A 25,642-nucleotide genomic window follows, 5' to 3' on the forward strand; every position below is an offset into this window, starting at 1 on the left:
TATCAAAAAAACGCATGAAATCAAGTTGTGATTCCATGCGTGGTATAGAATTACTGAGCAGTATAACCGCCATCAATGACGACTGCTTGTCCTGTTCAGGTGGTGCGCCTGGCACCCACAGGCGACAGGCAGTCACAATCAGTCCAAACTCAACTCCTCACTCCCCCAAAAGACCGGCGATACCTCGCTGCAGGATGCCGCTCGCTCAGACGATCCTGTCCGAACAATCTCCCGCGCAGTGTTTCCGGCACTGCCTCCCGCTCTTTCAGCAGTCCGCGCTCAGCCAAAATCGGTACAACTTTTTCAATGAATTCGGTGTAAGAGCTCGGAATAAAGGCGTTCATCACGTTAATCCCAGACACACCTGCTTCCAGCCATTCTTCCAGCCGGTCGGCAATTTGTTCTGGGGTGCCGACACATCTCGTCGTTCTGCCGTGGTGGGCGGCTACATCGTGTAATGTCGGTTTTCGTCCCTCGACCGACTGTTTTATCCAATTAAAAATGCCGCGAACACCGTCTGTTTCAATATCCTCAATCGGTGTGTCCAAATCCCATTTGCCGAAGTCGATTCCCATACCGCCACCGAAGTGGGCAATCATCATCTTGTAATCGATGATCTCATCAAGCTCTTCCGCTTTTTTCTGTGCCTCTTCTTCTGTCTCACCAATGACAAACCATTGGCCTTGGAAGAATTGGACATCTTCTCCTCTGCGTCCGTTCTGCACCGCTTTTTCTCGTACTTCAGCTACTAGACTCCTCGCAGCTTCCGGATTCGGTGTGTTAATGAAAACCGCTTCTGCATGCTGTGCCGCGAACGCCTTCCCTCTTGTCGAGGCACCCGCCTGGAACAGGAGCGGTGTCCGTTGTGGGGACGGGGAAACAAGATGCGGGCCTTCGACTTTGTAATGCTTGCTTTCATGATGAATTTTATGAACATGCGCCGGATCTGCGTAAATTCCAGTTTCCCGATCTTTTTTCAATGCTTCATCATCCCAGGAGCCTTCCCATAATTTGTACACTACATCGAGATACTCATCCGCCGTATCATACCGTTCGTCATGGGGAAGCATCCCGTCGTAGCCATAATTTCTAAAGCCGTTTTCCAAATACCCGGTCACTATATTCCAGGCGACACGACCACGGGAAAGATGGTCGAGCGTGGACATTTGCCTGGCAAAATTGTACGGCGGTTGCTGATACACGCCAGCTGTCACTGCAATTCCAAGCCGCTCCGTCGTCGCTGCAATTGCCGATGCAAGCGTAAACGGATCATTGCTCGGAACCTGCAGGCCGTTTCGAATGTGAGATTCCCAGCCGCCCTCATAATCACCGTACAGACCAACGACATCCGCCAGAAAAATCGTGTCAAATCCGCCGTCTTCCAATTCTTTCGCAAGCGAAGTCCAGAGGCTTAAATCGTTGAAATCCCGCTGTCCCCCTCTTGGGTCGCGCCACGTTCCATGGACAATATGTGAAGCCGTATTCATTACAAATGCAGTAAGTGATAATGTTTTACTCATGTTATTTCTCTCCTTTTCCTTTTAAAAGTACGCCGTTGTCGGCAGCGATTCCCCGTTAATATGATAGTTTCCAATCAGCCTCGATTTGTACAGCGTCGGATTATGGGAAGCAAGGGTGCGAATGTTGCCCCAGTGCCTGTCCAGGTTTGCAGATTGTTTCGTTGCCGATGCGCCGCCGACTTCAAAGAGCAACGTTGCGGCCTCGAATGCAAGTTTTTCGATGGCAACCTTTACTTGCGAGCCGTTCAGTGCGGCTTCATGATCCGCTTCAGCATTTTTGTAATCCGCCCGGGAGGCGTCAATACTTCTTGCAGCAGCGAGTACGATCGATTCTGCAGCAAACGCGTAGCTCGATAATTCCCCGACAACCTGCTGCAGCTGTGGATCTTGTTTTAAGCCCGTCGTGTTGCCATGCGCAAAGGAGCGCTTCCGCTTGCCGATCAACTCGACCGCATCCGTAACAATCCGTTTCAAAATACCGGCAATGATTCCCTGGAGGTATAAATGTGGAATCGGGGCATAGCTGTTATTTTTATCATGCGATTCAAAAACTTCATTCGCCGCAACGAGCACCCGATCAAAACTCGTCGTCCCGCTTCCCGTCATTTTCTGGCCGAACCCATCCCAATCATCACGCACCGTCACTCCATCCCGCTTAACCGGGATGATCACACTCACCGGGGCATCACCGAGCATGGCGGTAACTTCCGTAAAATCCGCATAATACGTTCCAGTCGTAAACGCCTTTTCCCCTTGTAAAATATAACCGTCCCCCTCTTTCACCAAATGCGTGTCGTACGTTCCGCCGCCAGCCTGGTGCTTCGAATTCTCGGTATACGCGTTGCCGATGATGGCTCCCTGGCGAATTTCCTTCAAAAGATGCTCCCGGTTGGCAGTCTTATGTCTCAAAAGAAATTCCACGGTCATAAAATGTGCTCGAAAAATATGTGCAAGCTCCGGATCCGCCTCCGCAACCCGAATGACCGCCGTAAATAAATCAGCAATCGGAGCCCCGGCACCACCCAACTCCTTCGGCAGCGTAATCGCACCAAACCTGAAATGCTTCAACAACTGCACCCCTATCCATGGATGTTGCCTGCCCCCTTCTTTATTTCTCCGATCATAATCCGCCCGAATTGCTTCAATGACCTCGTCAAAAGCGTGTGAATAAATATCCAACTGACCCGTTTCCGTAGTTAATGTTGTACTCAATGAAACCCTCTCCTTTTCATTTGGTGTATGTTTTATTTTGCTTGAAAAGCCTCTTTCTGTGACTAGGCCGATTCTCTACAACTCCAGCCATATAAAAAAGGCACGTTGCGATGCGGGATAGAAATCTCATCCTAATCACAAGTGCCTTTCGTTGTCGAATCGGCAATGAAGTCGTATGGCAAAACCGGTAATACTGGGAAACGCTCGAGTCTACGATCTTGGAGGCAATCATCACATCATTTACGGATTGCTTTTTCATGCAATGGAAACCGCTTTTTCTCTGTCGTATCAATTTGAGTAATTTCCCCATCATGTACTGTGATCGTTAAACTCCCGTATTCGAGCTCTTCCAGCTTCGCTAAGATATGATCAATTTTAGTGCGGTCATATTTATTCAAGCCCCATCCTCCCCATCGAAATATGATTTGTTTAAATCAATTCCCTTTACCCCCCCAATCATGATTGCTTAAATAAAATAAAAACCCTCTTCTCGAAATAAGAAGAGGGTGAATTCAACAAGGTTAGTCGAACGGCTCTTCTTATCTTCCAGGCTGAACGCCTGCTGGAATTAGCACAGTTCTTGCATGCAGCAAGTCTGTTGCCGAGGCTTCAAAGGGCCAGTCCCTCCACCTCTCTGGATAAGAAAAAACAAACTAATTTAATTTTTAAAATTTATAGGTAAAGGATAATCTAGTTTTTCCATTCTGTCAAGGGGAAGATGGAATTTATTTGTAACTGGGGTCTAACCCCTCCAAATCCCCTAACCTTGCTTCCCTCTTCGATTATGATAAAGACTCATAACGAACCAAATAGCAGCTGGTGCTGCGAATCCAGCAACGATAATCGAGATGATATTCTTCAAGCTGTCACCTGTGTTGCTCAAAATTAACAGCGCACTAACAGCACTGAGCATGAGAAGGAACAGGACAATTTTCACCAGCTTTACTAACCCTTTCCTTCCTCAAGTGTAGAAAGCGAACCCAGAGCCAAACACAAAATCTATCAACTAACAAAATTCAAAAAATAGGGATTGCTATTTGTGGACTACGAAGATGCTTCTACTACATATAGCTTTAATAATAAATCATTTATCAACTTTATTAATGAAGTAGCTTCCAATGTGATGGTGAAGTAGAAGTGTTATGGAGCTAGGCTGCAATTCTCTAAGAAGGAGAATAAAGATGCAGGAGAGAAAGAAATTTACTTAAGGAGTGAGTTGGATTGCAAAGTAACAGCAACAATTCTAATAACATAAAATTAATAGCTTATCGTAATTCCTTATTTTCTTGCCTATGGAATTTTTGTAGTTTTTAATGATATGTTTCTAAAACTAGAATTTGATTATAAGTACATTTTTTCAGTAACATTTGTTTCAATGATAGCTGTTTTTTATATATCAGTATTCATTAGTAAAATTAGAAAGAAGAGGTGATTTTCGAAACATAGCTTATTCACCTATTGGGTGCTTTAGTTGAACATTATAATACTCAAAAAGAGCTTGGAAACCCAAGCTCTTTTTTATGTGATTTCATTTGAGTCTTTTCAGCGATTTGACTTGTGAATTGCACTGTTATTTGCTTTGTTATTTGACGTTTTGCACCTCAAAATAGAACCCGTTAGAATATGATCCGGCCTCCTGTTATTATTTTGCTTTTTCTTTCAATGCCGAGAGATAATTGGCTGCTGTTTTACCTGCTTGTTTACCGAACACCGCTCCGGACATCAGTCCAGAACCTCCTGGATAGTTGTGGTAGAACAATCCGCCGACCATTTCCCCTGCTGCAAATAATCCTGGGATTGGCTGCTCCTGTTCATCAAGCACCTCAGACAAGTCATTTACGCGGACCGCACCGAATGTGAATGTAATGCCACAAGTTACCGGGTATGCGTAAAATGGAGCTTGATCAAAAGTAAGCGCCCAGTTTGACTTTGAGGGCTCAATACCAACTGTTTGCTTGCCATCTTTAATACTTGGATTATAGTCCCCTTCTTGTACTGCCTGATTGTAACGCTCAATCGTTTCCAGGAATACCGGTTGCTCAACACCCATTTTTTCTGCCAATTCTTCAAGTGTATCCGCTTTGATGCATGTAGCTTCCTTGAGGTCATATTCTTTTCTCAGTAAAGAGCGAACTTGGCTATCATATAATTGAAAAGCTTTCTGGTCGGGCTGTTTTAAGGTTTCTTTTCCATACTTGGCATACGTATAATTTCTAAAATCAGCACCTTCATCAACGAAACGCTCCCCATTCTTATTGACGATTAAACCTAACGGGTAAGAAGATTTTTTATAAATATCCCCTGGTTTGGAATAATCGCCGACTCGCGGTGCGTTATAATCTGTTGTATGGGCGTGACATCCATCCCATTCGCCATATTTTTTCCCACCAGCTTCAAGTGCGATTTCGATACCGTCGCCTGTGTTATACTCTGATCCTCTGACGACTGCCTTTTCCCATTCTTCTCCGATATATTTCATGCGTTTAGCTTTACTTGCTTCAAACCCGCCGCTTGCGAGAATGACAGCTTTTGCAGGGATAAGAGAATTGGAGGCGTCTTTATTTTCTACGTTGAGCCCTACTATTTTCCCATTTTCTTGCTGTACCCCGATTGCCCTTGTTTCATATAGTGTTTCAACATTTAATTCGTCTAATCTATTAAACAGTGATTCAATTAAACCCATCCCTTTACGGTGTGTTTTAAGCGGAAGTCCGCCCCAGAAAACTAATTTTCCGCCCTGGTCAAAGTACTGATTCTCATTTAAATCAAATCGTACGCCTTGTTTATACATCCATTTAATTGTTTCAAAAGAATCCTCAGATAGCTTGTTTGCAAGACTTGGTTCACTTTTTCCTTTTGTTACACGCATTAAGTCTTCGTGAAAATCGCTGACTTCATATACAGGCATTTCTATTTTCTCAGCCTGTTCATCTGTTACTTCAGGTAAAACCTTTCTCATTTCGTCGAGGTTATTATATGCACAGCGGATTGCACCATCTGTGAAAAATGAGTTCCCACCACGCTTTTCTTTTGGTCCTTTTTCTACAACTAATACATTTAACCCTTCTTCTCTGGCAGAAACTGCAGCACAAAGCGCAGCATTTCCTGAGCCGACTACTATGACATCATATACGTTATTGTCCACAAAAATTCCTCCTCGTTGTTTCTATTAATTTAAGTTTATCGAATTTTGTTACAGTGGTGAAATATAAAATTTTTATAGGGGGTGATAAGTTTTTTTGTTGATTGGTGGTCTTGTAAGTGAGCGAAGTATGCGCACTTCAAGGGTGCGTATGCTTCATGGTGACTTGCGAAGTGGATACTTACTCGGAGTTCCTCATTTTAGTAAGGCTACTATATCAAAGTTTTTTGTTTTTTGTTAAAATACTATTAACTCATTCGATTATGCTAAATTTTCATTCAAATAACTATATATATTGAATAGATAGGGAGGCTTGTTTCAATTGTGAATAAAGTTTCTTTACAGATAAAAATCATTGTTTTAATTGTTGGTCTTATTTTAGGTATTACAATCTTACTTACGGGGATTCTATCATACTTTCAATTTGTAGAAACAGAAGAGGAAATGGGGAAACGGGCTTTGCATGTTGCGACAGCTGTCTCCTTCATGCCGACAATCAGGGAAGCTTTTGACGAACAGAATCCCTCAGAGATTATCCAGCCGATTGCTGAGGAAATTCGGGGGTTCCTTGATGCTGAATTCATTGTCATCGGGAATGCAGAAAGTATACGGTATTCCCATCCGAACGAAAATCAAATTGGTGAAAGAATGGTCGGGGATGATAATGATCCAGCTTTGATTGATGGGGAGTATTATATTTCCAGTGCAGAAGGGACGCTTGGACCCTCTTTACGCGGAAAGGCTCCGATTATTGGTGAGGATGGCTCCATTATAGGGATTGTTTCGGTTGGATTCTTAAGAGAGGATATTGAATCAATTATTTGGCAACAGATTCAAAGAATTAGCTTCATTGCCTTGGGGGTCCTTCTGATTGGCACACTTGGCGGGATCATCCTGGCGAGGAATATCCGAAAAGACACATTCGGGCTGGAGCCACATGAAATTGCTTCCTTGTATCGTAACCGTGATGCAATTTTAACCTCGGTGAAAGAGGGAATTATTGCCATCGACCAGACAGGGAATATCAATATGATTAATGAATCTGCTAGAAAGATCCTTCATTTACATACTAATAATAAAGCGTTTTCAAAAATTGAAGATGTGATTCCAAATACAAAAATGTATGATGTGCTCCGTTCTGGGGTGCCCGTGAAAGATGATGAGATGATTATCAATAACCGCTCCATTATTGTAAATCGAACCCCAATTAAAAATAAGGATGATGAAGTAATCGGCGTGGTCTCCAGTTTTCGTGATAAAACGGAAATGAATGAGATGCTTGCGACATTATCTGAGATGAGGAGCTACTCCGAGGACTTGCGGGCACAGACCCATGAATATACAAATAAATTATATGTATTATCCGGCTTGCTACAATTAGAATATTACGAAGAAGCGATTGATTTAATTCAGCAGGAGTCTGAGATTAATATTAAGCAAAATAAATTATTAATTGAACAAATTCAGGATAAAACCGTACAGTCTATTTTATTAGGGAAAATCAGCAAATGTTCCGAGAAAAAAATCGACTTTATCATCGATACGAACTCTTATCTGCATGAATTGCCGGATCATATTAATGCGCTAAAGCTTATCGCGATTTTAGGTAATTTAATTGATAATGCGATCGAGGCCATTGAATATTGTGAAGAAAGGGAGATTCGTTTCTTTGCTACTGATATTGGGAATGAAATTGTATTTGAAATAGCGGATAGCGGTAATGGTGTTAAAGAAGAAGATATAGAGAATATATTTGAACAAGGTTATTCCACCAAAGATAAAGGAGACAGGGGGTATGGGCTAAATATAGTAAAAGAAGCTGTAGAAGATTTATCTGGCGGTATCGTATTTGATCATATACCTGATGGCGGAACGGTATTTACTGTATTTTTTCCAAAGGCAAAGTAAATAAGGGGGGATAAAATGGGGGATATTCATGTAGTCATTGTAGAAGATGATTATCGCATCGGAAATATACACGAGGAATTTCTAAATAAGGCAGACGGTTTCAAAGTTGTGGGTAAAGCATTAAACGGACAAGAAGCACTGCAATTAGTGACGGAAAATGAACATGTCGATTTATTATTATTAGATATTTATATGCCCGATTTTCTTGGTACGGAGGTCATGGCAGAAATCAGAAAAATTAATTTAAGTATTGATATCATCATTATTTCTGCTGCAACAGAGAAAAATATTATTGAAGATGCGATACGGTTTGGTGCTTTTGACTATATTATAAAACCTGTGAAAATGAAACGATTTATCGAGACATTGGAACGCTATAAAAATATGAGAATGAGCTTGAAGAGTGAGCAGGATATCGATCAGCATCTCTTGGATCGATTCTTCGGACATTCTAATCAGGGAGAGACAGTGCAAGCAGCCCTAACGCCAAAAGGAATTGACCCGCTCACACTCAAAAAGATTGAAGATATCATTTACAAGACAGCTGAAGGAATTACCGCTGAAGAAATGGGAAGTCTTGTTGGTGCTTCAAGAACAACAGCCCGACGTTATTTAGAGTATCTTATTTCAGAAGGTACACTAGTAGCAGAATTAGAATATGGTGCAGTCGGACGCCCGGAGAGAAAATATTTTGCAGCAAAAAGAACGGACAGAGGGACAGGTGCATTGTCCTAGTTCTTTCGGTGGTGTAACAACATCAAGTAGATTGGGACCACAAGTTGCTGCACTTGGTGTTTCACCTGTTTTACTCGGTCTTGCCATCTGTGCAGGTGCAATCGGATTGTCATTACCGAATGATTCAGGATTCTGGTTAGTCAATAAATTTGGGAAACTTACCATCCCGCAAACCTTGAAAGCATGGACACTTGGAGGATTTGTCGCTGGGTTGACTGCTTTGGCGATGGTATATGTGTTGTATATGTTATCGCCGGTATTGCCGGGGCTATAGGGTATATAAAGAAGGAAGTTACAATGAAGTAGAGGGAGGGACAGTCATGTCCCTCCCTCTGCTCTTCATTCTTAACTCTTATTCTCAAAAAAATCTATAGGATTGATTTTTTGTAAACTGATAAAATGAGACTGTTCTACGAAAGATGGTGAGCTTATTAAGTAATAGAGCCATGTCAGATCTTTGCAATATGCCCATTGTATATTCCAAGCCAAAATGATAAATGCCGGACCTTGCTTCATTTAGCCATACAATTACACCATGTATGGTACCATCCTACCTAAAATCTCAACCTCACATTCTCTCAATTATCATTAGTTAATATCCAGCTCCATGGTTACATGCATGACATTTAATTCGTTTAAAACTAGGATAACTATAGTGGAAAAATTGTTGTCCTTGTTCTGTGGAATCAATCGTGAACCAACCACCATCCCGCAGTTCTCGCTCAATTCCTTTATAACTACTTTCCTTCTTTACTATGTATTTGCAATTTGCTTGATGTATTTTTATTGTCTTTGTTGGTTTGTCTATGTTGATCCAGAACAAAATATCACTCACTTTTAATAGTTTGATGTATATCCATTATAATATAACATACGAAGAAAATTTCTTACATCTAGAAACTTAGATTTAATAATTGTAAAAGATAAAGAGAAGTGCTATGAACACTTCTCACTAAAATCTCTACCAGTCAGTGTGGTAGTTGTCAAAAGCTACTTTTTTCTTTTGAGAACGTTTGCTTGTGACGGCTCTATACTGTACCCCATCTAAAAAAGTCGTGGCAACTTTTTTTATCGCCTTCTCATTGGATACATTGTAGACATTTATTGCCTCCCAAGATACAAAAGATTCATGGAAAATTCTTGGGGATTATAATTTAGGATAGACATATTAGAGTAAATCGTGCGTATTTTTGTTCGGACGGAGGGATATGTCAATCTCCAACTTCCCTCAGCGGGACAAGGTACCTGCCTTTGTCCGCCGATACGAATAATTCTTTCAGACTAAAGAAATACCTCTCCCTAAGTGGGAAAGGTATTTCTTTTTGTTATCATTTATTACACGGCTGGTGTTTCTTCCGGTTCATCTGTTGCTGGTTCTTCTTCTACCGGATTTTCTTCTACTGGATCTTCAACTGGTTCTTCTTCCACTGGTTCTTCTGAGGCTGGCTCTTCAGCTGGGTCCTCTTCTACTGGATCTTCTGGAGCCGGCTCTTCAGCTGGGTCCTCTTCCACTGGATCTTCTGGGGCTGGCTCTTCTACCGGCACTTCAGGAACTTCTACCTGAGGTGCTTCCGGTACTATGTCACTGGTATTGAGCAATATTTGTGCTTGAATTATATTGCTGATTGTTACTTGAATTTCATTTTCCATTTCCACTACTTCTGGTGCGCTATCGTCTACTTTTTTCGTGATAGCGTTTAGTTGATTGACAGAAGCGTTTAAGCGATTATTTAAAGAATCAAGATCTGCTTGTAAATTTTCATATTGATCCTGTGTTAATTCTGGAGTATTCAAAAGGACTTCGGTTACCAATTGAAGTTCCGAATTTATCGAAGAAACTCGATTATCAATCGGGTTTAAACGTTCCACACTTGCCGATCCATTTACGTTAACTTTTCCGTTTGCAACCCCATTGACCTGGCTATTAATCTGCCCATTTAATGAAGCATTTGGACTTGCTGCACTCACTGTAGCCTGTGCTGATAAAGCAATCCCGAGAGCAACAGCCGGTGCCGTAACCTTAATCAGTTTTTTGTTCATGTTGTGAATTCCTCCTTATGTTTTTAAAAAGTTGGTACACACAACGATTACCACTTACTGGATAGAAATAATCCTCATTTCAGGTATTTTTACTAAACGGAAAGACTGATGTAATAATCTCTTGTATCTGTAATATTAGCGAAAACTAGTTGATAATTTACATAGTAAACAAACGACAGAGGGAGGTACAATGATCAAGTTTCCCTAGGAGGACCTGTAGCTCTGTCCTTATGTTCTTCATCGCCATGTTGAAGATCATTTCTTCAGCTCTCCTCAAACGTTCACTCATTATCATTTTTCATTTGCACTCTTCCTATTGATCGCTACTGTATGTCTTGCTACATGATTCATCCTAATAAAAAATTACAATCTCATCACCTTCGCTAACTTCACAATCTACGGTCGAAATTCATTTTCAAGTCCACTTTATTCCATAAAAATTGCAAAACTCCTGGTGAAACTGTATTTTTACCAGGAGCTTTTCATCTTACCTCATAATTCAAAAAAATGAATTAATTCTTATCTTATTCGAATTCTATATTTTTCTAACAAAAAAACAGAGTAAAACCTCCTATATTACAAACTATCAATAAACTAAAACTCGATTCCTCCGCCACTCCTTATAGAAAACACATTTCTAAATCCATTGCTTGCCAAGAATTCAGCCACCTTATCATTTTCAACCTTAAAATTATGCGTCAAAATTGTACGATCAGCCATTAACCCAGATAACAATTCCTCTGTCTCTATGATATTCGGATGTACCTTAAACCTAACTTTATCTCCTTTATATTTAGACGAAGGATGTTCGATGATATGATAACCAAACGTGTTCTTTGCCACATAGCCAGTAAAAATAATATGTAAAAAATCTGTCTCCGATAAGTAATTAAAATAAAATGAAGCCGGTCCCGTCTGCATCATTCCATCAGTTGCCAATATAATAGTAGGAACTCCATTTTTCAGTGCTACTATTCTTGATTTCTCATCGCACACAATTGTAAATTGCTCCGACAGCTCGTTTACCTCAAAATCCTTTACCCAACCGGCAGCGCTTTCCATCTCTCTTAAAGGTCGAACAATCTCTTCTTCTACAATTACTTGAAATTCGAAATCCAGCTTATCAAACAGCTTAGATAAAGTAAGTAAAACTTCTTGAGCACGCCCAACTTTAGGAAGAGGCAATAAAACATGTTTCCCCCGCTGTAGTGCACGTAGAATCAACTCTTCCAATGTCTTTACTTGCTCGGCCTGCTTTTTCCTGTCCACTCCATAAGCCGTATTTACGATCGCAATATCCCGCTTTTTTTCCTCAGGTCTATAGTACTTATATAAAGCAGATTCGGTATGATAATCACCAGAGAAGAAAATGCTATACCCTTCAAATTCCATGTCGTACCAGACAGCGCCAAACGAATGACCGCTGCTTCCCCATTTTACATACAAATCCAGCTGTTCCATGAATACTTCTCCTAATGGTTCTGCAAACGTTCGGTACTGAATACGCTTTTCATCCTCTACCCTATAAGGAAGAGGTATTCCTTTCTTTTCATTCATCTCACGCCAGGCTGCTAAATAACTCGGGACCTGCTGCCTTGTAAGATCTGAACACAACACCTGACCGCGAAAGCCAAGGGAATATAAATAAGGAAGGGCACTGCAGTGGTCTTCATGCGAATGGGATAGTAATACCAAATCAATCGAGGTTGCTATTTCTTCATTTAATAACGGGTACTGTTCTTCATGGGTCAAGCCGGCTTTATCTGTTCCGCAATCAAGAAGAATCGTGGAATGCGTCCCAACCAACAAAATACTTGTACGTCCATACTCCCCTACTCCACCTAAACATTTAATTTGCATGTTTCTATACATCCTTTTAGCCATTGAAAGTTTTTCCTTACCATCTCTTCTTCTTTCCCGTATACATAACTCTCAATAATTAACGGTCCCTCGTATTTCCGAGCAACTGTAGGCAAAACATCCGCAAAGGAAATCGTATCGTTTGCATCTGTTTCAAACGGAAGATGCATCTTCTCTGAGGCTGCCTGACTAATATGTACATTTACAATCGGTACCTCGATTGATTGTACAAAGCTCTCTACATCTCCAACACTGTGGTAATGGGCTAAATCTAATGTTAGCCCGAGATGCGAACTATTTACACTTCCAATTAACCGTGTCACATCTTCATTTAGAAGTACAAATTCCTTGGGACGCTTCTCCATATTCTCGACACCCACAAGTACATGATGTTTTTCGGCATGTTCTGCAATCTGCTCAAAAGCTTCGACTTGCACCGGCCAAAAATCTTCTGGTCGGTCCTTAGAAGAAGACATTCTGCCTGGATGCAATGTTAACGCGCGGGCATCCATTTCACTCACTATCTCGATTGTTTCCAATGTTTGTCTCAAGGATTCTTCCCTGATTCCTTTATTGGATGAAGTTAAATTAATATCTCGAACATCCGCATGCACCTGATAATTCAGATTTAACTCCACCATTAATTGCTGTACTTCTTTTGGCTGTAGTCCACTTTGAAAAAAATGTCCCATCCAAATTTCAATCGTGTCGTAGCCGATATCAGCTAACATTTTAGCTGCGTCCTGCAAGCTAAAATGGCGTAATATTTCTGATGAGGAACCAATTGTTAACATGTTCTAACTCCTTTTCATTTAGAAAACTTGGCAACTACCTAAGCCTTTCGGTGACAGCCTTAGTTGCACTTATACAGGTAGGAAAGTTTTATACTTTCTACCTGCTAAAAAATAACAGGTTCTGGCAGTTCAATCGCCACATTTGTTTGTAGTGGAAGGTTAAGTTTATCTGCTGTTTCTACTTTTAGTTGAACATCGTCTACTTGAACGACATACTCTATTACATTTCCTAAATACGTCCGTTCGACAATCTGACCCTGTATATGATTTGCATCATTATTATGCCGTTTTACTAGTTTGATGCTTTCCGGTCGATAGCAAAGCGTCACATCTCGCTTCCCTGAATTCTCTGAAGCAGGCAATGGAATGACAACGGATGTTCCTTCGAGCAAGATGGATGATCCATCACGTCTTCCTTTGAGGAAATTTGTTCTTCCTATAAAATCAGCAACAAATTCATTTGTTGGGGAATTATACATTTCCTCGGGGCTACCAATTTGTTGAATAACACCTTGATTCATCACCACAATACGGTCTGACATGGACAATGCCTCAACTTGATCATGCGTTACATAAATAATCGTAACTCCAGTACGCGTCTGCAAATTTTTAATTTCAGCACGCATTTTATCACGAAGCTTGGCATCGAGATTCGATAATGGCTCATCCAATAACAGCAGAGAAGGCTCCATGACCAATGCTCGCGCTAATGCGACACGTTGCTGTTGGCCTCCAGAAAGCTGATTTGGGTATTTCTTCACGTGGTCCTGCAAGTTCACCATCTCTACCACTTGAGAGACTTTATCTTTGATTTTCTTCTTATTTACCTTTTTTATTTTGAGTGGATAGGCAATATTTTCAAATACAGTCATATGCGGCCATACGGCATAAGATTGGAATACCATTCCCAAATTCCGCTCCTCAGGTTGAAGGTTAACCCCTTGACCGTAAATAAGCTCGTCACCTATTTGAATCTTCCCTTCTGTTGGCTCAATAAATCCAGCAATCATACGCAAGGTTGTCGTTTTTCCGCAACCAGATGGTCCTAAAAAAGAAATGAATTCTCCTTTTTCAATCTTAAGGGAAAAATCTTTCACTGCATAAACAACATTAAATTGTTTCGTCAACTCGTTAATCGTTATAAAACTCATCGTAATCTCCTTCCTATCCGTTCATTCGGCGCGACAACCAATTGGATAGCTGATGTCCTGCTATAATTAAGAAAATCATGACCATGCTTAAGGCAGAGGCACTTGTCATATTCCCTTGTTCCTGCAGATTATATACTGCAACCGCAATCGTCTCATTTCCCGAGGACCAAAGCAGAATCGATATCGTCAGTTCACTGAGCGCAGGTATGAAAATTAAGAACCAACCACTGATGACACCCGGCTTAATTAACGGCAATACAATATCCCGCATATTTTGAAGCCAACTTGCCCCAGAAATGCGAGCGGCCTCTTCTAAAGATCCATGTACTTGAATTAAAGAGGACGAAATCGTTTGTACAGCAAGGGTGATGTAATACATCACATATGCAACCAAAATAATCCAGAGCGTATTATAGATGGAAACCTCAAATATGGGCAGTGGTTTAATCCACGCGAGTATAATCGCTAAACCGATGACCGTTCCGGGTAATGCATATGGCAATGAAACAATAAAAGAAATAGCCTGTCTCCCTTTGACATTCGTTTTCGTAATAAAATACGCTAAGACGATTCCAATCCCAACCGCAATTGTTGCCGCACCAAACGCTAAAATTAAGCTGTTTACCAGGGAACGTTTTGCCATTGGCATCTCAAATAAAATGTAACGATAATTTTCTAACGTCAAGTTATCTAACGTAGGCGGTAGACCGTAAGCTTTCGTTAAGGAAGTAGCTAAGATAGCTAGTACCGGGGCGACGGAAATCATAAACAATAAGCCACCGATAAGCGTTGTGATAACTACCCGGTATTTCCCAAGATTTACGATCATCTTTTGACTTGATTTCCCTGTCACAACCGCATAGCTCTTTTTATTCGTTAAATAGTATTGCAGCCAAATACCGATGACAGCAATCAATACGAGTACCATTGATAGGGAAGCTGCAATGGAAAAGCTATCTCGAATCGTGTAGTCGTTTAATAATTGATAGATTTTAGTGGTTAAAACGAAATAGGATTCATGAAAACCTAAAATAGAGGGAACACCGAAATTCGAGATGTTCGAAACAAATACCAATACCGCACTCGATAGAATACTAGGTTTAATTAAAGGAATCGTCACATCTTTCATTACACGTAATCTTGAAGCTCCAGATATTTGTGCTGCTTCTTCATAGGAAGAATCCATATTCTGAAAAGCAGTGTGTGTAATCATGAATACAAGTGAAAAACTACTTACCGTCATGACAAAAATGATTCCCCAAGGACCATATATTGAGACGAAGGGTTCTGTTGCCCCAGTCAACTCCATATAAATTTTATTTAAATAACCGACTGGACTGAGAAGCTGCCGCCAAGATATCGCAGAGATAAACGACGGAATCAGAAAGGGAATCATAATTCCTAAGGTGAGCCAGCGTTTTCCCTTGATATCCGTTCGAGACACAAACCAGGATAACGCTACACCAATAATTAATGAAAAAATGGTAGAAATGATCGATACAAATAAACTATTCCAAAGAACTTCATACATACTAGCGTCGGTTAACACGGTGATATAGTTTTGTAGAGAAAGTTCATTCTCTGAGGTGAAACTACGATACACAATAATGATCATTGGATAGATAATTAAAATCGCTAGTGCTAAAAACGCGATAGCATATATCCAATTTCCACTCTTTATTAGTCTTTTCATAAGTACTCCTTTATTACAAATATAAGAAAGGGATTCAGACCATCACGATTTGAACCCCTTCTACTATTAATTTGTAAAAATCTCTTCAAATTTTGCTGTGATTTCTTCGTTATGTGCATCTAAATAATCTAAATCTGTTTCTAAAATCTTCACATCTCCAATAGAAGGAACATTTTCAGATGCCTCCACATCTTCCCGAACGGAAACGACATTTTGACTGCTCATAATCTCTTGTCCATCTTTAGACAGCGTGAAATCGATAAATGATTTTGCCGTTTCAGGTGCTGCACTGTCTGCAACTAAAGCGATTGGAGAAGCTACCATTACTAACCCTTCTTCTGGGATAACATAGTCAATTGGCGAACCTTGTAATTTCATACCGGTTACCATATAGTCCAGTACAGGAGCGATTGCTAATTCACCAGTGACAACACGCTCTGCAACGTCTTGGTTATTAGAATATTGCTTTCCGCCGTTCTCTCTCATTTTCTCGAAAAATTCCCAGCCAAAATTATCATCCGCAGCCAAACTACCTACAAAACTAAAGGATGTTCCTGAACTTACGCTTGGAAGACCGACTTTTCCTTCGTATGCCGGATTGTGTAAATCATTCCAGCTGGCTGGAGCTTCCACGTTCGTGTTATAAGCGAGCACCATATTAATAATACGGGAACCATAATAATATCCTTCCGGGTCGATTAGATTACTGTTAACGGCATCCTTTTCCGTTGACTCGTATTGTTCCAACAACCCAAGTTCTTTTAAGGCTTCGGCTGACTGAAAATCTGCAACCCATACTACATCTGCCTGAACACTGTCTGCATCATGTTCTGCCTGAAGCTTTGCTAATAATTCACCGGAAGCAGCGCGGAAGACGTCTACTGTCTTACCTGGATGAGCTTCTTCAAAAGCTGCTTTAAATTCATCGACTAAATCTTGTGGAACAGATGTATAGACAGTAATCTTTTCTTCTTCCGTTACACCTTCGTTCCCTTCTGCAGCACTGTCCTCAGATGATCCACATGCGGCTAAAATCGTTATCATTAATAAAAGTAAGGCAATTATAAATTTGTTCAATTTCATTTCTCATTCTCCTTCAGATTAATTTTGTATTGGTTTGTCAGAAATTCTAAGTTTTCCATATTATTCATGGCTTCTTCTTCTTTTAGCAAGGTAAGTTCGAGCATTAATGCATTACAGACTGATATGGGAACCGCTAACGAATTGAGTTGATCGCGCGGGCCGCGTTTAATCGTGATTGGTACATCAGCCTTTCTCGCAATGGGTGATAACGGATTTTCCACAATTGCTATGGAAGGAATCTGCTTTTCTTTTACATAATCGAGCGCCGTGACGATTTCTTCATAATTCCTCTGGAACCCAATTGCAATCAAGACGTCAGATGGCTGAATAGACAAAAGTCTTTCTAATAATTCGTGGCCACCGGTAGTAAGGGCTTTTCGCTCCATTCCAATTCGACGTAAGCGAAACTCTAGAAAGGATACTAAAGACTTTGACACACCAAGCCCGACTATGTAAATCCGATTCGCATTTGCCAATAACTCTACAGCCTGTTCAAAGTGATCTGTATTAATCGTTTGTAATGCAAGTACTAGAGACTCCATATCCTTTTGCAACTCACTTTGTAGCCGGTTCTTGATGGTCGCTCGCTTTTCCAGCGAATTTTTCATCTTTAGTTTAGGTGAAAGCTGTGTAATTAGCTGTTCTTTTAAGAATCCCTGGAAATCATGGTATCCTTTAAAATCTAGAGCTCTAGCAAATCTTGTTAAGCTCGCTTCGGAAACACCCAGCTTTTTACTGAATTCCGTAATGGTTAGCATCGTGTAAGATTCCGGATGATTTAATAGTTTCTCGGCAATCTGCTTTTGACCCGTACTTAATATTCCATACTGATTATTAATCAACGTCTCTAACATATACTCTCTTCCTCACCTCCAGAAAATGCATTTTATGTTTCGTTAAATAGTGAAAATATATTTTCAACAATTCCAAGTATAGGCTCCATATATGAAAAACGTTTTAAGGCATTGTAATGTTTGTGTAAAGCATGAAATTAATATGGAAAGAAAGCTTATTATTTTCAAAAAAGCTTGATATATCAAGTCCAACAATGAAAATTACTCTTTTTTCTAGTAGTAATAAAATTGAAGTATATTCGGAAAACAATCCTAATCTATTAAAAAACCCGCTAATCTTATAGAGAGATTAGCAGGTTTTGATATTTATTATTTTGGTCTTATGATAGACGAGCCTTTCAGCAACTAGTGGCAAGCACATATTTGCTTCTAGTTAATCCATTGCCCCTGACGGAGGAACACTGTCTTATTTTCGGCCGGACGTGCCTGTCTCTCTACACTTATGGTCTTCACTACCTTGATGAAGTTCATTTTATCGGATTTTTCATCACATTTTGATCTTCATTGCCCTAATGAAGATCATTTCATCCGCTTTCCCAGCTCATTTTGACCTTCATTGCCTTGATGAAGGTCATTTCACCAGCTTTTCCACCATGTTTTGATCTTCATAGCACTTATGAAGATCATTTCATTCACTTTCCAAGCTCATTTTGACTTTCATTGCCTTGATGAAGGTCATTTCACCAGCTTTTCCATCACGTTTTGAACTTCATAGCCTTTATGAAGATCATTTCTTCGGATTTCCTATCTCGTTTTGAACTTCATCGCCTTGATGAAGTTCATTTCACTAGCTTTTCCACCACGTTTTGATCTTCATTGTCTTGATGAAGTTTATTTCACCAGCTTTTCCATCACGTTTTGATCTTCATAGCCCTTATGAAGATCATTTCATCCACTTTCCCAGCTCATTTTGACCTTCATTGCCTTGATGAAGGTCATTTCACCAGCTTTTCCACCACGTTTTGATCTTCATCGCCCTATTTCTCAAGACGATGAAGAACATTTTGAACCGTCCCCATGCTTCTCACATATGATACAGAAGCATAAAGAACTTTACCTACTCTAGGAGGGCGTCACATTGAGCAAAACAAAAAACAAAAGACCAAATATCCTTGTTATCCTTGTTGATGAGGAACGATTTCCAACGGTTTATGAAAACGAAGATCTAAAAGAATGGCGTAAAAATCATTTGAAAACACGGGAGCTTTTACGAGAAAATGGTATGTCATTCTTAAATCATTATATTGGAAGCTCAGCTTGTTCACCTAGTAGAACAACGCTTTACACCGGCCAATACCCTTCCCTGCACGGGGTCACGCAAACGACAGGTGCTGCGAAGGGAGGTTTTGATCCAGATGTATACTGGCTTGATTCCAATACAGTCCCTACTTTAGGTGACTATTTTCGTTCTGCAGGTTATCGAACGTTTTGGAAAGGGAAATGGCATGCTTCCGATGAGGATCTTATTGTTCCGGCAAGTCATGATGCAATGCTGAGCTTTAACCCAAAAACAGGGGTCCCAGTTCCCGAAAAACAACAGCTTTATTTACATGCAAATCGACTAGATTCCTATGGATTTGAAGGATGGATTGGCCCGGAACCACATGGATCAAACCCACGAAATTCAGCTTCCTCTGCTGCGATTGGGTTAAGTGGACGTGATTTTGTTTATTCGGAAGAGGTTGTTCGATTAATTAACTCCCTAGAAGGGGAAGCACAGGCAACTAATCACAAGCCTTGGTTAATTGTTTCATCATTTGTAAATCCACATGATATTACCCTATTTGGTCTATTCACACAATTACTGCCAACATTTGATTTTTCTGTAGATCCTTCTGTTCCTTTTATACCACCAGCACCGACAGCAAATGAAAACCTACTTACGAAGCCCACAGCCCAAAGTAGTTATCGAGACGTTTATCAGCAGGCATTACAACCTACATTAGAGACACCTTCTTACAGGCAACTATACTATTCGCTCCATAAGCAGGTTGATGATGAAATGTATAAAGTATTTACCGCTCTTAAGCAGTCTATTTTCTATGAAGATACAATTGTGGTATTTACTGCAGATCATGGTAGTCTCGTTGGGGCCCATGGAGGATTGTTTCAAAAATGGCATAATGCCTATGAGGAAGCACTTCATGTACCACTCATTATACACAGTCCTAAATTCTTTGCTGACGGTAAAGAAACGGATATGCTGACAAGTCATGTGGACATTGTTCCCACTTTATTAGGACTTGCAGACATTGATGTGCAAGCAGTACAAAGTAATCTGAAAAAAGATCATACAGAGGTCCATCCCCTAGTCGGTCGTGACCTATCTTCGTTACTGAACGGAAATCTGAAAAATACACGAGTTGAAGAGGCACTTTACTTTATGACAGATGATGAATTTTCAAAAGGTCTCAATCAATACACGCTAACTGGGCAACCATATGAGGCGGTTATACAGCCTAATCATTTGGAAACTGTCATCGTCAAACTACCAACAGGAGATAAGAATTCGAAGGAAATTTGGAAGTTCACCCGTTACTTCGATAATCCACAATTTTGGAGTAATCCAGGCGTAGAAGATGTGCAAACGATTCAGAAAAAAGCCACAGATATTTCAGAGAGTCATCAGGCTGCTCTTTGTATTACAACCACCAAAACGCAGCCAGTCCCGGATCAATTTGAATTATATAATATAACGAAAGATCCATTGGAAGAAATAAACCTTGCACACCCTATACATGAAACCCCTGAATCAAAAGTGATTCAAAACCTATTAACAGGAATTCTTAAAGAACAACGCAGGCAAAAAAGACTTACTCCTTCTAGTGGTTAGGAAGCAGCGGGACGGTTCTCGTGCTTCCTTTAGAATAAGAAATAGTAGTTTTAACAGCCCTTATGCAACATGATTTTCATTCGCAACCCTTTTATGAAAATCATGCTTTGGCTGTTCTCAGCGTGGAAGCAGGAGAACCTTCCGTGCTTCCATCTTTACGCTTTAAAAACAGGTTTGAGGGAATCCTCGAAACTTGGAACGTGGTAGGAGGGCAGGAACCTGCATTCCATGTTAATTCTAGGGAATAATTATTTTTTTATACTAGTATCGAATGTTATTGCATAGATCTACCATTTCTAGGATAATAGGATCAAATTAATCATTAGGAGGTTAGTAATGGTGAGAAAATACCTAATACTATTGTTACCTGTTTTATTTTTAGTAGCATGTTCAGAAGAAACTGTGGACATTGAAGGGGAAGCACTCAATTATGAAGAATTACAAGCTAAAACGGAAGAAGCAGAACAAGAATTAGAATCTATCCATGACGAATTGATAGAAAAAGAGAATGAATTATCAGATGTTAAAAATGCTATTGTTGAAAATAACGAAAAGTATGAAGGCTTAGAAGAATTAGCTAGTAATAGAGCTAGTATTACGAAAGAAGTTGAAGATGCAGAAAATAAATTAGAGTCGCTTCAAGCTGAAATCAGTAAACTAGAAGATGAACTTGTTATAGCAGCAGAAAAAGCCGAATCGGAAGAAGTCATTGAAGAAACAACAGAGGGACAAAAATCAGAAGCTGCGGCTACAGAGAAAACCGTAGAAAAATCTGATGAAACACTATCACAAAAAAATGCAGTGAATATGGCTAAAAGTTATTTAGACTATACGGCTTTTTCTAAAAGTGGCTTAATAGAACAATTAAAATATGAAGGATTTAATGATGAGGACGCTACTTATGCAGTAAATCAAATAAGTGTTAATTGGAAACAGCAAGCGGTAAAAATGGCTGAAAGTTACTTGGAATATACAAGTTTCTCAAGAAGCGGTTTAATTGAACAGTTAATGTATGAAGGTTTTAGCAATGAGGATGCTACTCATGCAGTAGATACAGTGGGACTTTAAAATTTCGGGTACTATTTAGTATTCTAAAGAGAAATAATAATAGAGTAAATAAAGAAAAGTAGCGATTTATAGGACTGGTTTCAAAAGTAAAGTTCCAATTCCAATCCATATTAGCAGAGACATTTACGTCTTTCTCACCCGGCATGGAACATGGAAAAAAAGAAGGAGGAATAGGTTATTTGTCTCTCCTCCCTCCTAATTATTAAAGAAGTGCTGTTTTCGAAACAATCACACCGTCTTCATCGGCATAGACATAATCTCCTGGAGTCCAATGTACATTACCAAAAGAAAAACTTACATCTCGTTCTCCTATCCCATTCTTTTTACTTTTTAATGGGTTTGTCCCTAGAGCAAAGATACCAATATCCATCGATGCAAGATCCGCTGAGTCACGAACACAGCCATTAATGATGACTCCTGCAAGGCCCCTGGAAACTGCAATACCGGCAAGACGACCCCCCATTAAGGCACAGTTTTTTGAACCGCCTCCATGAACAACAATCACAGAACCTGTAGGCACAGACTCAAGTGCTTTCAAAAACAGGACATTATCTTCGTATACACGAACAGTTTCTATTTTACCTGAAAAACGTTTTCTGTTTCCGTACGAACGGAAATCTAGATCACAAACCTGAACCTTGCTCGCATGCTCATCACATAAATCTGCTGTTTTAAAGTTTGCCATTTAATTCCACCCATCTTAATATTCAAAATACTTATCTTTATTATGAAGGAAATTAATAGAATTGCAAGATGCCTGGCACTTTGCTTAATTTTTTTCGATAAAAAATATAGTAAAAAATGGGAACTAGGTCTATCTAAAACCCTGCTCCCTTTTTTTACCTTTAAAATCAAAACTTAATGTAAATATTTAACAAATATGGGGTTTGATTCCACTAATGCAAGGCCAATGGGGCAGACACCTGCATTCTGTATTAATATTCCATTGCAAATAATGTTATTCCCTATCAATTAGATATTGTTTTAAGACTCTTCATATATCACTTCATTTATTTATACACTTCTCTTAGCATGTCAATAGTTCATTTCTATTTCATTACTTCTTATATCTATCAATAATATTATTTTGTCTATATGTGTAAACTTCCCTTAATTCTAATGTTATTGAAAGTCCACGATTCGCATATAAACCAGCAAAATGTTCTTTCATAACGCTAAACAGTTCCTCACAAATAGCCTTCTTCTTTTCTTCACTTCGTCCTGGTTTAATCTGGACATAACCATGAACTAAAGCATCATCTTCTAAGCCTTCTCCAATTTGATAGTCATGAACTTCAATTGCTCTTGTCTTTATACCACACCAACTGAGAATTCCTTAGGATGTGATATAAATACATTACAAATTTTTTCTAGCAACTTTGGAATATCCGCCTCATACTTGATATTATCTGAGTACTCAACAATGAAATTAGGCATACACCGGCCTCCTTCCTTCAATTTAAAGTAGTGGAAAACCTTGTTTCTTTAGGTAATCTTTAATATCTAATCTTCTAGGTTCTTTTCGTTTATCAATCATTACTTGGCTCCAAGTTTTGTTTAATCTTTTACCAGTCAATCGATTTTCATAGTGCTCTTTCATTTCTAAATCATACTCATTTAAATAATTTTCAACCTTTTCAAACGTTGGATACTCATCATCAAAGTAAATGGCTTCAAATGGCAATCTCGGTTTGACATCTGCAACCTCTTCTTCAATCGGTACTCCAATGCACATGCCAAACACTGGATAAGTTAATTCAGGCAAATGGAGTAAATTAGATACTTTTTCGATGTTATTTCTGATTCCACCTGTATACACAATTCCATATCCTAGAGCTTCAGCTGCAATCGCAGTATTCTGAGCAGCTAAGGCTGCGTCCACAGTTGCTACAATAAACATTTCTGTAGTTTCCATAGACGTTTTCATGTCAATTCCTTCACGCTTTCCCAGAGCATTAATACGGTGAAGATCCGCACAAAACACAAAAAAATGTGAACTGATTGCTACATGTGGCTGGTTTCCCACTAGATCTACTAATAGTTCTCGTTTTTCAGGTGAAGAAACATTAACAATAGAGTATGCTTGACCATGACTCGACGAAGAAGATGTTCGAGTTGCGGAAAGTATTTTCTCTAAATCTTCGCTTGGAATCTTTTCGTCAGTAAATTTCCTTACTGAACGATGACTCGTAATACTATCAATAAAATCAGTATTTCTTCTACGTTGATACATCATTACATACACCCCTTCATATAAAATTTATTTTAAATTTGCATCATAAATGGATTACGCTTGTCATCGGATAAATTAATCATCACATTCTTTGTTTGGGTATACTCATGTAATGTATGCCAGCTTCGCTCACGGCCAAAACCACTCTGTTTCATCCCCCCAAATGGGGTACCAACTTGGGAAGTACGATATGTGTTGACCCACACATTTCCAACCTCAAGCTGCTTGGCAGTTTTATGAGCTTTTTGTAAATCCCTTGTCCAAATCCCTGCTGCTAAACCATAAATGGAATCATTGGCTAACTCAATTGCATGATCAACATGATCAAAAGGAAGAATGGTTAACACTGGACCAAAAATCTCCTCACAAGCAATTGTGATTTTGGGGTCTTCAGTATAAAATATCGTAGGTTTAATAAAATAACCTTTAAGATTATCGTTTTCTAAAGCTGACCCGCCACAAAGTAACTCTGCGCCTTCTTGTTTAGCTTCATTTATCATTGATAAAATTTTGTCAAATTGATTTTTGTTAGCAACTGGACCCATTTGGGTAGATTCTTCAAAAGGATCACCAAGCTTAATCGAATTAGTAATTGCAACTAGTTCATCTTTTACCACTTCAAGTACTGAACGCTGTACAAGTAGTCGTGAGCCAGCGATACACGTCTGCCCTGCAGCCCCAAATATACCAGCAATCGCCCCAACAACAGCCTTTTCTAAGTCAGCATCCTCAAAAATAATATTTGGTGATTTTCCACCTAGCTCAAGCGAAATCGGAATTAGATTATCACTAACCGCTTTCGAGATTACCCTAGCTGTATTTGTTCCTCCTGTAAAACTTACCTTTCCAACAAGTCTGTGCCTCACCAGAGCATCTCCTGTTGCACCATTGCCAGTGACCACATTGACTACTCCTCTTGGGAAACCTGCTTCCTCAATAAGGTGTGCAAATTCTAGTGTTGAAGCACTTGCATATTCAGACGGTTTAATTACGACCGTATTCCCTGTTGCAAGTGCGGGTGCAAGCTTATTTGCCAATAGAGGCAATGGAGAATTCCAGGCAGTAATTATCGCTACTACACCAATTGGTTCTAAGGTTGTGTAGTCAAGTAACTCTTGATTATCCAAAGGAATTAAATTACCCATTAATTTATCAGCATATCCAGCAAAATATCGATAATTTCTTGCAGTAAATAAAACCTGATTTCTAGTTTCACTTAGAACTTTTCCATTATCACTTGATTCTATCCTCGCTAAATGCTCTACATTCTCTTCAATCAAATCGGCTAAACGATTGAGAAGTCTTGCTCTTTCTAATCCATTTGTTTCTTTCCATGTTCGAAAAGCATCATGAGCAACTTCTACCGTTTCAGATATTTCTTCTTTTGATAATAATGGAATCTGTGCCCATATTTCCTGATTACAGGGGTTGTAGGAAGGTATAAATTCTCCTGTACGACCATTCTTCCATTCGTTATCAACAAAAACTTTATAAGTTTTCATATTAACTCTCCATT

At 39.6% G+C, this 25,642-nt stretch carries 21 protein-coding genes, 1 pseudogene and 1 riboswitch; of the genes and pseudogenes, 5 read left to right on the top strand and 17 right to left on the bottom strand.

Features of this window, described 5'->3' with window-relative positions:
- Positions 1-149 precede the first annotated feature (149 nt).
- The 5 genes from MN204_RS00825 to tcuA form a co-directional block, all read right to left on the bottom strand.
- Entirely contained in the window at positions 150-1,520 is a 1,371-nt protein-coding gene (locus MN204_RS00825) for an LLM class flavin-dependent oxidoreductase (protein WP_249869172.1), read from the bottom strand.
- A gap of 21 nt (positions 1,521-1,541) precedes the next feature.
- Complete coding sequence (locus MN204_RS00830) at positions 1,542-2,732, bottom strand: acyl-CoA dehydrogenase family protein (RefSeq protein ID WP_249869173.1); 1,191 nt, start codon at positions 2,730-2,732, stop codon at positions 1,542-1,544.
- 236 nt (positions 2,733-2,968) lie between these two features.
- On the bottom strand, positions 2,969-3,130 hold the full coding sequence (locus MN204_RS00835) for a YezD family protein (RefSeq protein WP_249869174.1): 162 nt from the start codon (positions 3,128-3,130) through the stop codon (positions 2,969-2,971).
- A 138-nt stretch (positions 3,131-3,268) separates the two neighbouring features.
- A riboswitch (SAM riboswitch) is annotated at positions 3,269-3,377 on the bottom strand.
- Between the two features lie 115 nt (positions 3,378-3,492).
- Entirely contained in the window at positions 3,493-3,669 is a 177-nt protein-coding gene (locus tag MN204_RS00840) for a hypothetical protein (RefSeq protein ID WP_249869175.1), read from the bottom strand.
- Positions 3,670-4,374: 705 nt separating this feature from the next.
- A complete protein-coding gene (gene tcuA / locus MN204_RS00845; protein WP_249869176.1) occupies positions 4,375-5,877 on the bottom strand; it encodes an FAD-dependent tricarballylate dehydrogenase TcuA in 1,503 nt (500 codons plus the stop codon).
- A gap of 321 nt (positions 5,878-6,198) precedes the next feature.
- On the opposite strand from tcuA, the gene MN204_RS00850 reads away from it, so the two are divergent.
- The 3 genes and pseudogenes from MN204_RS00850 to MN204_RS00860 all read left to right on the top strand — a co-directional run.
- Positions 6,199-7,782 (top strand): ATP-binding protein, encoded by a 1,584-nt coding sequence (locus tag MN204_RS00850; RefSeq protein ID WP_249869177.1) that lies wholly within the window; start codon positions 6,199-6,201, stop codon positions 7,780-7,782.
- Positions 7,783-7,797: 15 nt separating this feature from the next.
- Positions 7,798-8,517: a response regulator gene (locus tag MN204_RS00855; RefSeq protein ID WP_249869178.1), complete on the top strand. Its 720-nt coding sequence runs from the start codon at positions 7,798-7,800 to the stop codon at positions 8,515-8,517.
- A gap of 13 nt (positions 8,518-8,530) precedes the next feature.
- A pseudogene (locus MN204_RS00860) lies at positions 8,531-8,791 on the top strand (GntT/GntP/DsdX family permease); the annotation flags it as partial.
- Positions 8,792-9,852: 1,061 nt separating this feature from the next.
- On the opposite strand, the gene MN204_RS00865 reads toward MN204_RS00860, so the two are convergent.
- From MN204_RS00865 to MN204_RS00895, 7 genes are all read right to left on the bottom strand, one after another.
- Entirely contained in the window at positions 9,853-10,557 is a 705-nt protein-coding gene (locus MN204_RS00865) for a hypothetical protein (protein ID WP_249869179.1), read from the bottom strand.
- Between the two features lie 594 nt (positions 10,558-11,151).
- A complete protein-coding gene (locus MN204_RS00870) occupies positions 11,152-12,417 on the bottom strand; it encodes an MBL fold metallo-hydrolase (protein WP_249869180.1) in 1,266 nt (421 codons plus the stop codon).
- Positions 12,399-13,211 carry a sugar phosphate isomerase/epimerase family protein gene (locus tag MN204_RS00875; RefSeq protein WP_249869181.1) on the bottom strand — a complete coding sequence of 271 codons (813 nt, stop codon included), beginning with the start codon at positions 13,209-13,211 and terminating at the stop codon, positions 12,399-12,401. The genes MN204_RS00870 and MN204_RS00875 overlap by 19 nt, the downstream gene beginning before the upstream one ends.
- Positions 13,212-13,315: 104 nt before the next feature.
- Positions 13,316-14,362 (bottom strand): ABC transporter ATP-binding protein, encoded by a 1,047-nt coding sequence (locus MN204_RS00880; protein ID WP_249869182.1) that lies wholly within the window; start codon positions 14,360-14,362, stop codon positions 13,316-13,318.
- A gap of 13 nt (positions 14,363-14,375) precedes the next feature.
- On the bottom strand, positions 14,376-16,055 hold the full coding sequence (locus tag MN204_RS00885) for an ABC transporter permease (protein ID WP_249869183.1): 1,680 nt from the start codon (positions 16,053-16,055) through the stop codon (positions 14,376-14,378).
- Between the two features lie 66 nt (positions 16,056-16,121).
- The gene (locus tag MN204_RS00890) at positions 16,122-17,138 is read right to left on the bottom strand and encodes an ABC transporter substrate-binding protein (protein WP_249869184.1); all 1,017 of its coding nucleotides are present in this window, start codon (positions 17,136-17,138) and stop codon (positions 16,122-16,124) included.
- Positions 17,135-17,992 carry a MurR/RpiR family transcriptional regulator gene (locus tag MN204_RS00895; protein ID WP_249869185.1) on the bottom strand — a complete coding sequence of 286 codons (858 nt, stop codon included), beginning with the start codon at positions 17,990-17,992 and terminating at the stop codon, positions 17,135-17,137. Before MN204_RS00895 ends, MN204_RS00890 begins: the two co-directional genes overlap by 4 nt.
- 1,078 nt (positions 17,993-19,070) lie before the next feature.
- On the opposite strand from MN204_RS00895, the gene MN204_RS00900 reads away from it, so the two are divergent.
- Together MN204_RS00900 and MN204_RS00905 are read left to right on the top strand one after the other, a co-directional pair.
- Positions 19,071-20,825, top strand: coding sequence for a sulfatase family protein (locus tag MN204_RS00900; protein WP_249869186.1), 1,755 nt, complete (start codon positions 19,071-19,073; stop codon positions 20,823-20,825).
- 336 nt (positions 20,826-21,161) lie between these two features.
- Positions 21,162-21,893 carry an Ltp family lipoprotein gene (locus MN204_RS00905; RefSeq protein WP_249869187.1) on the top strand — a complete coding sequence of 244 codons (732 nt, stop codon included), beginning with the start codon at positions 21,162-21,164 and terminating at the stop codon, positions 21,891-21,893.
- Positions 21,894-22,095: 202 nt separating this feature from the next.
- On the opposite strand, the gene rraA is transcribed toward MN204_RS00905, so the two are convergent.
- The 5 genes from rraA to MN204_RS00925 all read right to left on the bottom strand — a co-directional run bounded on the left by rraA (position 22,096) and on the right by MN204_RS00925 (position 25,628).
- Positions 22,096-22,578, bottom strand: a complete 483-nt coding sequence (gene rraA / locus MN204_RS00910) for a ribonuclease E activity regulator RraA (protein WP_249869188.1) — start codon at positions 22,576-22,578, stop codon at positions 22,096-22,098.
- Positions 22,579-22,950: 372 nt separating this feature from the next.
- Positions 22,951-23,226 (bottom strand): hypothetical protein, encoded by a 276-nt coding sequence (locus tag MN204_RS21185; RefSeq protein ID WP_368858639.1) that lies wholly within the window; start codon positions 23,224-23,226, stop codon positions 22,951-22,953.
- Complete coding sequence (locus MN204_RS21190) at positions 23,205-23,330, bottom strand: hypothetical protein (protein ID WP_306798541.1); 126 nt, start codon at positions 23,328-23,330, stop codon at positions 23,205-23,207. The genes MN204_RS21185 and MN204_RS21190 overlap by 22 nt, the downstream gene beginning before the upstream one ends.
- A 22-nt stretch (positions 23,331-23,352) precedes the next feature.
- Positions 23,353-24,129 (bottom strand): oxygen-insensitive NADPH nitroreductase, encoded by a 777-nt coding sequence (gene nfsA, locus MN204_RS00920; protein WP_249869189.1) that lies wholly within the window; start codon positions 24,127-24,129, stop codon positions 23,353-23,355.
- A 29-nt stretch (positions 24,130-24,158) separates the two neighbouring features.
- Positions 24,159-25,628: an aldehyde dehydrogenase gene (locus MN204_RS00925; RefSeq protein WP_249869190.1), complete on the bottom strand. Its 1,470-nt coding sequence runs from the start codon at positions 25,626-25,628 to the stop codon at positions 24,159-24,161.
- Positions 25,629-25,642 lie beyond the last annotated feature (14 nt).

The sequence above is a fragment of the Oceanobacillus saliphilus genome, from assembly GCF_023522835.1.
In the GTDB taxonomy this organism is placed as follows: Bacteria; Bacillota; Bacilli; order Bacillales; family Amphibacillaceae; genus Oceanobacillus; species Oceanobacillus saliphilus.